General features: G+C 44.2%; 8 protein-coding genes and 1 tRNA gene. 2 read left to right on the top strand and 7 right to left on the bottom strand.

Annotation, left to right across the window (positions count from 1 at the left end; translation table 11 throughout):
* Positions 1-405: 405 nt before the first annotated feature.
* The 5 genes from Q0C29_RS10370 to Q0C29_RS10350 form a co-directional block, all read right to left on the bottom strand.
* On the bottom strand, positions 406-555 hold the full coding sequence (locus tag Q0C29_RS10370) for a hypothetical protein (RefSeq protein WP_292000589.1): 150 nt from the start codon (positions 553-555) through the stop codon (positions 406-408).
* A gap of 102 nt (positions 556-657) precedes the next feature.
* Complete coding sequence (locus Q0C29_RS10365) at positions 658-1,692, bottom strand: ATP-binding protein (RefSeq protein ID WP_292000588.1); 1,035 nt, start codon at positions 1,690-1,692, stop codon at positions 658-660.
* Between the two features lie 368 nt (positions 1,693-2,060).
* On the bottom strand, positions 2,061-2,999 hold the full coding sequence (locus Q0C29_RS10360; RefSeq protein WP_292000587.1) for a hypothetical protein: 939 nt from the start codon (positions 2,997-2,999) through the stop codon (positions 2,061-2,063).
* A 185-nt stretch (positions 3,000-3,184) separates the two neighbouring features.
* Positions 3,185-3,274, bottom strand: a tRNA-Arg gene (locus Q0C29_RS10355).
* Between the two features lie 52 nt (positions 3,275-3,326).
* Positions 3,327-5,783 (bottom strand): V-type ATPase 116kDa subunit family protein, encoded by a 2,457-nt coding sequence (locus tag Q0C29_RS10350; RefSeq protein WP_292000586.1) that lies wholly within the window; start codon positions 5,781-5,783, stop codon positions 3,327-3,329.
* 114 nt (positions 5,784-5,897) lie between these two features.
* On the opposite strand from Q0C29_RS10350, the gene Q0C29_RS10345 reads away from it, so the two are divergent.
* Positions 5,898-6,389, top strand: a complete 492-nt coding sequence (locus Q0C29_RS10345; RefSeq protein ID WP_292000585.1) for an N-acetyltransferase — start codon at positions 5,898-5,900, stop codon at positions 6,387-6,389.
* Here the strand turns inward: Q0C29_RS10345 and Q0C29_RS10340 are convergent.
* A complete protein-coding gene (locus tag Q0C29_RS10340; protein ID WP_292000584.1) occupies positions 6,328-7,743 on the bottom strand; it encodes a DUF402 domain-containing protein in 1,416 nt (471 codons plus the stop codon). The genes Q0C29_RS10345 and Q0C29_RS10340 overlap by 62 nt on opposite strands.
* Before the next feature lie 132 nt (positions 7,744-7,875).
* Between Q0C29_RS10340 and Q0C29_RS10335 the strand changes: the two genes are divergently transcribed.
* Positions 7,876-8,820 carry a DNA cytosine methyltransferase gene (locus Q0C29_RS10335; protein ID WP_292000583.1) on the top strand — a complete coding sequence of 315 codons (945 nt, stop codon included), beginning with the start codon at positions 7,876-7,878 and terminating at the stop codon, positions 8,818-8,820.
* Positions 8,821-8,902: 82 nt separating this feature from the next.
* On the opposite strand, the gene Q0C29_RS10330 is transcribed toward Q0C29_RS10335, so the two are convergent.
* A complete protein-coding gene (locus Q0C29_RS10330; protein WP_292000590.1) occupies positions 8,903-10,063 on the bottom strand; it encodes an FtsX-like permease family protein in 1,161 nt (386 codons plus the stop codon).
* Between the last annotated feature and the right edge of the window lie 194 nt (positions 10,064-10,257).

Below are 10,257 nucleotides of genomic sequence, written 5' to 3'. Positions count from 1 at the left end.
ATAGTTCGGGTATTCCTTACGGGCGCTGCATCACTACTCAGTCCCCGCCGTCAGCCTCCGGGGAGGCTGGGGCTCATCCTCTGCTAGAGTCGCCCCAACCCAACACTCAAAACACCTCAAAAATACCAATATTTAAACCCAACCCCACCCTAAAGAACGAGACTTCCAATCTTTTTGTGACTTGCCCCACAGCGTACTTGACGCGTTTCCGGAATGTGGGTGTCTTTATCATGATGAAGTGGTAACCTAGAATGTTATAGTCATAGTCGTTTTTCAAATCACCATCCACCACTATTGGGCCAGTCACAATGAAGCATGAAGCCTTGTCCTTTAGGGTGGGGTTTTTAAGTTCTAAAATGTCGAAGTATCGTGGGTTGGTGGGTGGTGAGTCTAGCAGAGGATGAGCTACCCACCGCCATCAGCTGACGGGTGGTACTGAGTAGGTGATGCCTCCTCAGTGAGGGGTGTCTGAGGATAAGGGACACCCCAGGGGAAGAACCCACACCCATCAAGACGAGGAGCCGTCAGCAGGCTTAACACCCTTATTGAAGACATACCCCAGAAGATCCCATCAACGTAGACCTACGCGGATACTAAATCCCCACGCCATTATGGTTAAATAATTCAAGGTATACATTTATGGTGCCTTTAGTGCTTTCACAGAAGCTTAGCCGCTTCCTCGTATATTGGGTCTAGGAATTTGTAGTCCTTAACTATGCTTAAATCCTCCAGTGACTTCACTATGTTGTGGAGTACGCTTGATGATATTACGCCTCCTTCCCTTTCCTCAATGTATGCTTTAAGCCTTCCCCAAGTGTTTGCCCCCTCTGCCACACCCCTGAGTGCTATTACATATCTCCTCCCTCTCTCACTTACTATGCTTCTTAACTCCTCAAGGGCTATCCTTATCGCCTCCTCCTTAATCCTGCCAATATCCTTATTACCCCTGACGTATTCGTTTCCGAATAGCGTTAACCATCCTGGTATCCCGTCGAAAACATCCACAGCATCCTCTATAATATCCATGGGTACGTTAACGCCAGCTTCCTTGAATCCCCGTTTAAGGAACTCCATGGCTAAGTCCCTCGGGAACCTATCTAGTGTTAACCTGAAGGTGTATCTACCGTATAGGGGTGATTTAGGGTTATCTAGGCCTAGGAAGCTGTAGAGTAGCCCTACTTCAGAGCCCATGAATATGAATGTTATGTTTTTATCATAGTCATATGCATGGGCTATTGCATCGAGGATCTCCAAGGATCTAGGACCCCTCAACCTCTGGGCCTCATCAAAGGCCACAATAACCCTCCTCCTATTCAGGTAGTCGAAAAGTGTTGGTACGCTAATTGCATCCCTACCTCTCCATTTAAGCTCAACCTCAACCCCCACTATCCTTATTGACGAAATGCCCCTCAATACGTCAATGAGCTTATTAAGGCTATTGGAAAGGCCCTTTGCAAGAATGCTGTAAAAGTCCCTGAAACCATAATTACTCTTCAGCCCCCTTAAATCAAGCACAACACTTGGGATACCTACCTCATTTAAGAATACATTTAGGAGTGATGTTTTACCTATGCGCCTAATACCCGCAATTATAATTATGGGGGAGTCTACGTTTTCATGAAGTAGGTTCAACTCCCTATCCCTCCCAAATAAATCAGCCCTACTGGTCTTCGGCCTCGGGTTAAATAGCATTAGTTCTGCCCCAGAAGTATAGTTCTACCCCAGAACCCTTAAAAACCTTACTGAAGCCAAGCATTACACTACATGGTTAAGGACTATGTGAATCCCAGTGACCTTATAGCCATGCTCCACTTCATGAAGATACTGACTTATCGGCATCGGGAAGGTTTGGGAACAATTAATAATTATTAGAGTAGTGATTGGCGAGGTTCTTACTGGTAGGGAGTCCTTCATTAAATACATTACGTGTTTAGTAATGATGGTTTAGGTTAGTACTCACGATTGCATGTATTAATATTGTTTAATCATTCAATTCTAAGAATACTGATGTGCTTATTTTTAAATAATTGGCGTTGATTTTAAACTTCAGAAACGGTGGTTTAATGATCCTCCATAAGTATATTAGGTGCAACCATCCAGATTCCTGGTGAGGTACAGTTAAATAGTTCATACTGCTCCATGCAATGGAGGCTTGGTTCTATTAAGTATAGGGACACTGTAGTGAAGGTTGAGTTAGTTTGGGTTGTTAAAGAGTAGGCCCAGCCTTTAGTATAATTAATAGTGTAGAGGTATATTGAGGCAAGGGGACCAGTCATAATGTAGCTTGGAAGTTTTGTACTTGCTGGTAATTCCACATACATATGAATTATGCCTGAACTTAAATACGTATATACTTGAATTATCCCAACCCTTATACCATTGGAGGATACTATGAGGAAGTAGTAATAGTAGTAAACCCTGCTCGATACTGAGTAATTCCTTAATCTAATCCACGTTACTGCAGCACCAAAGGATATTGGCACCACCCATTTACCATTTACATACCCTTTAACGGCTGGTATGCTTAAAATTAAGTACCTCACGGTATATAGACTATTGTTTATGTAACGCCATAAGTCAGTCGCTGCTGTTAAGTCCTGAACCACATGCTCGTTAGTGGCATTCATGGTAACTATTGATGGTACGCATAAGGCACCGTTATCTGAAGTAATATTAGCAACATATGGTTTGAAGCAATACAACGGCCCTATCGTGACATTCACAGAATACTTATAATACGGCTTTAGTAAAGATGACGCGAAACTAATTCCATTTAATTCACCCACCATAGATAGGTTCTGAATATATGAATATGTTGCATTGTTATACATTACCGTGATGTTAATCATTGAGAGTTTATAGCTTGTGCTTAAAGTTCTACCTACTACCCTATGACGTACATTTAATATATGAATGTACGTAATCGCTAGTGCCAAGGTAATAATTAATGCAATGATAGTCACTAATGCACCACGCTTACTAATAGTGAGAAACCCCATAGCCTTATTTTGTTTACTCCCTCTTATAATTTTTATGCCCAATTAATAGTGAGTGGTTAATTACCCGGGCTACTAGCATAACTGGACCATCAATACTCCACCCTGTGGGTTACAGGTACTTGAACGTATCCATAAATGTGGATTATCAAGGCCATAAACCATTCAATTCAAGAATCATCCCCTAGCGGGCCCGGTGGGATTCGAACCCACGACCTACGGCTCTCTCCATTACGGTTCCGAAGGCCGCCGCTCTAACCTGGCTGAGCTACGGGCCCCTCTACCGGTTAGGCTTAACTTAGCCCTTTAAATTAAATTTTACCTGGTGTTTTAAGGCAATTCAACGCTTAGTGCTGTGAGCATGTACCTTAGCGGCATGTATAGTTTCCCCGAGCCCTCGTAGAACTTAGAGTATACTTCGTAGAAGGTTAACCTGCTTGTTTGTATGAAGGTTAGGAACCCCTCCCCAGCTATAATAAGAGTGTTGAGCATTATCATTATTAGTAGGCCTACTGGAGTTAGTAATCCATAGGTTAACGCTAAGTGGTAGGTCATGTAGGTGAATATGCTGTGAACTAGAGCTATTATTCCAAGCCTCATGAAGGATAACGTGTTGGCTATTGCATCTAGGATGCCCTCTATGGTTAATCCAACCATTAATTCAGCAGCATCAACCTCAGCATTAGGCATTGACTTAAGGTACATGAATGAGCCGAAGAATCCGCCGAACCCTATCACCATTAATGCTGCGCCAAGCAACCTAACCTGGGGGGTTAATAGTATTGAGAATGATGAGTTTAATAGGGCTATTGGTATAATTCCAACATTCATCATGAGTAGGCCAAAGCCAATGAAAACGAGTGGAACCCAAGCCAGCGTCATGGCATCCAACCTATACCCAAGCCTAGCCCTATTCAGTGGCTTAAGCACTAGTGAAATAATTAGCAGTGTGAAGCCGAACAGCATTGCTAATGGTAACACCCAGTTTATCCAGTACTCGTTTATTGTGCCATTTACGAAAACCCGACCCCACGGTAGTAGTGGTTTAATTAAATCCATTCCGAAAACCTCACCACTATTCAGTATTGAGAATACAATGGCCCAAGCACCCATCATTATGAATAATTGCCCCCATAGATTAGCCTTCCCTGAAAACATTGCCCTAAGGATGCTGTTCCTGCCATTATACTTAAGCACATTCATGAGCACACCAAAAAGCAGCAGTATTGCACCCTGCCCAGCGTCGGGGAACATCCAGCCGAAGAAGATTGGGAATAACACTGCGGTTAAGGTTACTGGACTTAATTCACCATACCTAGGTATACCGTACATGTACGTGATCTCCTTGAAGGCGCTAATGGGTACTGGGTACTCCTCACTAGTGGGGGCTTCATGAGGGTTAATTGAATTAACCTGAATAACCCTGGTGAATTTCCTAACCCTAGCATCAACGGCTAGGTCAGTTAAGGTCCTGTACAGGAAGTCCTCGAAACGGTTAACGTTCTTCTCAAGAACAAAACCCCTAATGGTAACTAGGTCACTTACCTGCCTAGCCTCCTCAATACTGTAGTTGCAAGCCTCATCCCTCTCACGAATCATTTCACTAAGCTCACCCTTTAATTCACCCAGCCTCCTCTCCACCTCCCTAGCCTCCCTACTAAGTAACCCCACTGATGCCTCCAGGTCGGTTAAGTGCTCCCTGGGTGCCTTAACAATATTTTTGGATTCGGGGTAGTCCACATTACTCATGATTAAGTATGCGGTTAAGTCATTCCCTATGTTTATCACGTAGCCCGAGTACTTACCTAAATCAGGGGGTATTTGACCCCTTACTATGAATAGTGAGTACTCAAGTGACTTAAGCCCCATTTCCTTAATGCCGCTCTTAATTAAGCCGTTGTAGGCCTCCATGAGCAGCCTAAGCTTACTTAACCTACCCTCTAATTCACTTATCTGGCCCTTAATCGTGTCAATCCTGGCAATAACCTCACCCCCCTCCTCAACGGCGCTGTTAACGTACGTTTGAATAACATTCTCAGCAACACTCGCCGCCTCTAAAATACCCCTTATCACGGGCTTATTACTGTTGATTAATGACTCCAGTTGACTCCTTAAACTGCTTATTGTTGACTCAGTCTCCTTAATCCTAACCTCCACGTTGCTTAAATCCCCCTCAGGTAGTTCAATTACCTTAACGTTGTGTAGCCTAATGGTATCGTTGATTCTCCTTAATTCCCAGGTTGGTGCAATAACAAGTACGTGAACCTTATCGCCAGTTTCACTAAGCCTAATTAAGGCAGCATCCTCAATCTGCCTAATGGAGTTTTCGAAGTCGCTTAACATCCTATAGGGGGCCTCAATTACAATGTACTTAATGTTCCTAAGGCTTAATGTGCCCATTAGGGAGTTAACGTTCACCAGGAGCTTAAGCTTCGTTAAATCCTCCTCAGCACTATTGAGTGAGTCCTCAATCTGCCTAATCCTACCTATCAACTCCTCCCCGTTCTTGTAAACTGAGTCCACGAAGTCCCTAAAGGTCGTTGCCTTAACCCTAAACCTACCTATGGTTGAATCCAATTGGCCCTGACCATACCTTGATATTGTCCTCGCCGCCTCAGTGAGTCTCCTAACGCTATTGTAGGTCTCCTGGTCAATGGATGGGGCAGGTAACTTAGGGGGCCTGTCAATAGGCATGAATTCACCAAGTAACCCTACCCTGAATATTATGTCCAAGGCCGCATGCTTAGGTACGGTTATCTTATACTCCACAATCCTCTCTATGGGCACGTAAGCCCCACTACGCTTGATTTTTTAAGTTATAATTAATCAGGTTAAATAAGCCCACTAACGGTGGTGATGAGTGTAGTTGTATTTTAAAATACTGAGGCATACGCGTTGAGTATGAAGAGTGGTATTGAGGTTAAGCCATGTGGGTTAGATATAATTGATTCAATTGAGGATTTAGAGAAGAGGATTTTTAGACCCAGTGAGGTCTACACTAGGGGTTTTCTTGAGTGGCTTTGCGAGAATTGCTCAAGCTCATCATACGTGGCTGTTAAGGATGGGGTATACATTGGCTACATAATAACATGCATTGATAGGCCTGGTCAAGGCCACGTTGTTTCCATAGGTGTGTTAAACGAGTATAGGAGGATGGGGGTGGGTAAGCTCCTCATGTGTTCATCAATATGTAGGCTTAAGGGTATTGTGAACTCAATAGTGCTTGAGGTAAGGGTATCGAATGATGCTGCAATTAACCTATACAGGAGCTTAGGGTTCAGGATACACCACACTATACCGGGCTACTACAGTGATGGTGAGTCGGCGTACTTCATGATTCTTGATAACGAATACTTAAACCAAGCTTACTCAACATGCCAATGTGCTCCTTAACCAGGTCCACTGCATTACCCCTAAGCCTACTAAGTTCAGCCTCAGCCTCATTAATAAGCCTCCTACTCGGTATACTGCTTAACTTATCCTCATCAATAACCTTCACGTTTAACTCCTTATCCACGGTTAAATCCACCTCAAGGTCCACGTAAATCACACCATCCCAAGTAGCTTCAATAGGTGTGTTAATGTTTATGTAGGCTCCTTTAAATGAACCATCCTGCGAGGCGTAAATGTGCATTAAGTGCCTCTCACCAAGGTTAATGACGCTGTAGGCTACATCACCATACTCCTTAACCACATTGAGGCCATCCAATACGCCACCCGGCTTCAACTCCCTCCTAATGACGAGTAACCCATTGCTGTAGTGAACCCTTTCCCCAGGCCCCAGGTTAATGTGTTCACCGTTAACCTTAACGTGATGCACATTAATCATGGGTAAGTTACCTAACGCGTAGTTGGTTAAAGCCCTACTTAACTCATCCCTCATCTTCAGCTCATTAATTAAGTACTCAGTGTAGTCTAGGATTTCAGTGTTCTTCATGGTTATCTTCAATGCGTGATGACCCCTCACAGTGGGTACAATAGTGTTCCTAACATCATCCAGCACCCACCTTGCCTCAGCGTCAAGTATCACTGAGACTATGCACTCACCCTCGAATAACATGTCGTAATCCCTTGCCTCAGCAATCTTAACCCTAATGGCGTTAACGAGGCTTATGGCCTCATCTAAAGCCTTCTCGGCTTCCTCCTCACTTAAGTATTGGGCTGAACTCCTCCACCTTATGCCTAAGCCGCTGAGTTGATTTATTTTACTTAACCCAACCCTAACAAGCATCATTTTAGCCTCAGGATCCTTAATATGCCTACTAAGCCTAACAGTTGGACTATCTATGACCCTGAGGTAACTAGTGGTTGGCATTATGTATGGGCTCGCCCTCAACTGCCCAGTTACGTTAACCATAGTGACTGGAAGCTTATCACCAGGCCTAAAGTAATTAGAACCCTCAAGCAAAGCCACCACACCTGGGGCGACTTCAATATGGCCACTATCAGTGACAACACCCATTATTACGCTATACAATGGGACAGGGGGCTTGTTGAATGCAACATCCCCAACCCTGCGTAGTATGGATTCAAGAACCCTATTAACCTCACTGCACTTGCCTATTACGAATAATGCCCCTGGCACATTTTCATCATCCTTAATGGTTACGTCAGGGGGTTCAGTGGAGTGGAGTATGTTGAATCTGCTTAATATGGTGTCAGTAGCTTGAACAATATCATACCCATCTTCCAGCATAATCTTAGTTAGGGCCGTGGCGTAAACCCCCCTAACCCTTACCTTAGTCATCAGGATTATTAACACTGGGGCTATTTAAACACTGGGTTACAATGAAACTAACGCTTAATCATAAGTCGTAATGGGGTGTTAAATGGGTTAGGTTTATGAATTAACCATTAGTCAAGGGGTTAGTGAGGCTTAATGGGTTTGAAGGTGGTGGATTTGTTTTCAGGGGCTGGTGGATTCTCAGCTGGTTTTAGGGATGCTGGCTTTGAAGTAGTGTTGGGTTTAGACATTGACCTTGACTCAGTGAGGTCATTCAGCCTTAACTTCCCTAGGGCAGTCGCCATACGTGAGGACGCTAGGTTAATTAGGGGTAGTGATATTGTTAAGTACGTTGGGGACGTGGACGTAGTTATAGGTGGGCCACCCTGTGAAGCCTACACTGGGGCTAATCCAAGGAGGATGAGTGAACCCTTGGATAGGCTGTACTCGGATGAACTTGGCCAATTAACCCTAGAGTTCATTAGGCTGGTTGGTGAACTTAAGCCAAGGGTGTTCGTGATGGAGAATGTAGCAGCAATAATGGAGGGTGGGCTTAGGGAGGCCTTAATCAGTGAGTTCAGGAGGGTGGGTTACAGGGATGTTTACTTTAATGTGCTTCATGCAGAGGACTACTCAGTGCCTAGCGTTAGGAGGAGGGTCTTCATATCCAATATCGTGATTAAGCCGCCTAAGGTAGGTAGGTTAACCACGGTTGCGGAGGCCTTGAAAGGCTTACCTGAACCAACACCACTAATACCTAATCATGAACCGGTCACTGTGTCTGGGAGGAAGATTAAGGGTATTAGTAGGGTTAATTGGGGGCAAGCCTTATTCACATACAGGGGTTCCGGGGGAACCTATAGGAACTTCATTAGGCTTCATCCCAATAAACCAGCACCAACAGTAATGGGTAGTGTAAGGTTCATTCACCCCTTTGAGGATAGGTTACTCACCGTTAGGGAGCAGGCAAGGTTAATGGGTTTCCCCGACACCCACATCTTCATGGGGAGTAGGGACTCCCAGTTTAACCAAGTGGGTGAGGCCGTACCACCCCCCTTAGCTAAGGCGATAGCTGAGGTGGTTAAAGGGAAGTTAACGTGATTAGTCACAGGTGATTAATGAGTTATCCCTAGGGGTCATTGCAGGGAACCTTAATGAAATTAAAGGGAACTACCTAAGGCTGCTACTCCATCCTAATTACCTCAGCGGGCCTTATCCTAGTCACACTGATTAAGGGTGGTATTGAGGCTAATACCCCAGTGGCTAATGCGGTGGCTAACCCTAGTGCAAAGAATTCAGGTACGGGAACTATAATTATCCTTATACTGTACCCTAGGTAGTTGATTAACCTAACCATTGCGATTGAGCCATAGTAACCCCCGATTAAACCCAGTAAACCACCTATTAGGGATACCACTATTACTTGCACTATGAATATTAACATTACCTGCCCATTAGATGCCCCTATCGCCTTCATTATCCCTATCTCCCTCCTCCTCTCCCTAACGTTTATCAGCACCATTATGGCCACTATGAGTCCAGCTATGACGACGCTTAGCACTATGACTACTATGAAGAATACGTTAATTAAATTGACCACATCATTAACGCTCCCTATTATTGACTGCTGTTCATAAACCTGGGCCTCAGGTATCATTTGCTTCATTGCGGTGTTAAGTCTATTTATTATGACTGGATTATCGTGAACAACCTTAATGAATATAACGTTAACGAAGTCGCCTGTGTTTAATTGACTCTGCAGGTAACTTAACTGGGTTACAATCATGTAGACTTGGAAACCCAGTAAACCACCGAATATGCTTGTGAAAACCCCTGAAACCCTAAGCTTAAGCACGTTGAATGTTCCTGAAATACCCTGAGGCACGTAGACGTATATGTAATCACCTACGCTCACGTTTAATGCCTGAGCCAACTGCTGAGATACTATGCACTCATCCCCACCTATCGGTAATGAGCCCTGAATTAACTGCGGGTAGAAGTAACTGAAGGAACTTGTTGATAAACCTATGAGTGTTGCATCATGCCCACCGGCAATTGCACCAGTTAATATTGCTGGTGCAGCGTACTCAACGGCCTTCAGGCCATTAATCATGTTAACTAACTCCTCCGGTATTATTGCGGTTGAAGTGTATACCATTAGGTCAGCGGGCAGTATTGACTTAACCTCAAGGCCCACAGTGTACTTAACACCATACGTCACTGTTTCAAGGGCAATTAGTAGAGTCACCGCGGTGGCTACGGCAATTATAGTCATCAGAGTCAACGCCCTCCTAGCCACTAACCCCCTTAACCCAATCTTAATAGCCATAACTGTGGCGCGCATGTTCACGCGTTAGTGAAGAGGGTTAATGCTTATAATCTTTTTTAAGCGGGGAATCATCTAGGGGCAGTGTTGAGCACTTCCCTTTACTGAATGTTGATGAATACGCCAACGCCTGAAGATGCTTCACTTTCCCTGGGCTTAAGGTTAAGTATCCTATGAGTTATTTATAAAATATTCTATTGAAGAGCAATATT

It is taken from the genome of Caldivirga sp. (assembly GCF_023256255.1).
Taxonomy (GTDB): domain Archaea; phylum Thermoproteota; class Thermoprotei; order Thermoproteales; family Thermocladiaceae; genus Caldivirga.
The sequence above is the reverse complement of the archived record's forward strand: the minus strand, read 5'-3'. Positions and strand labels throughout refer to the sequence as shown.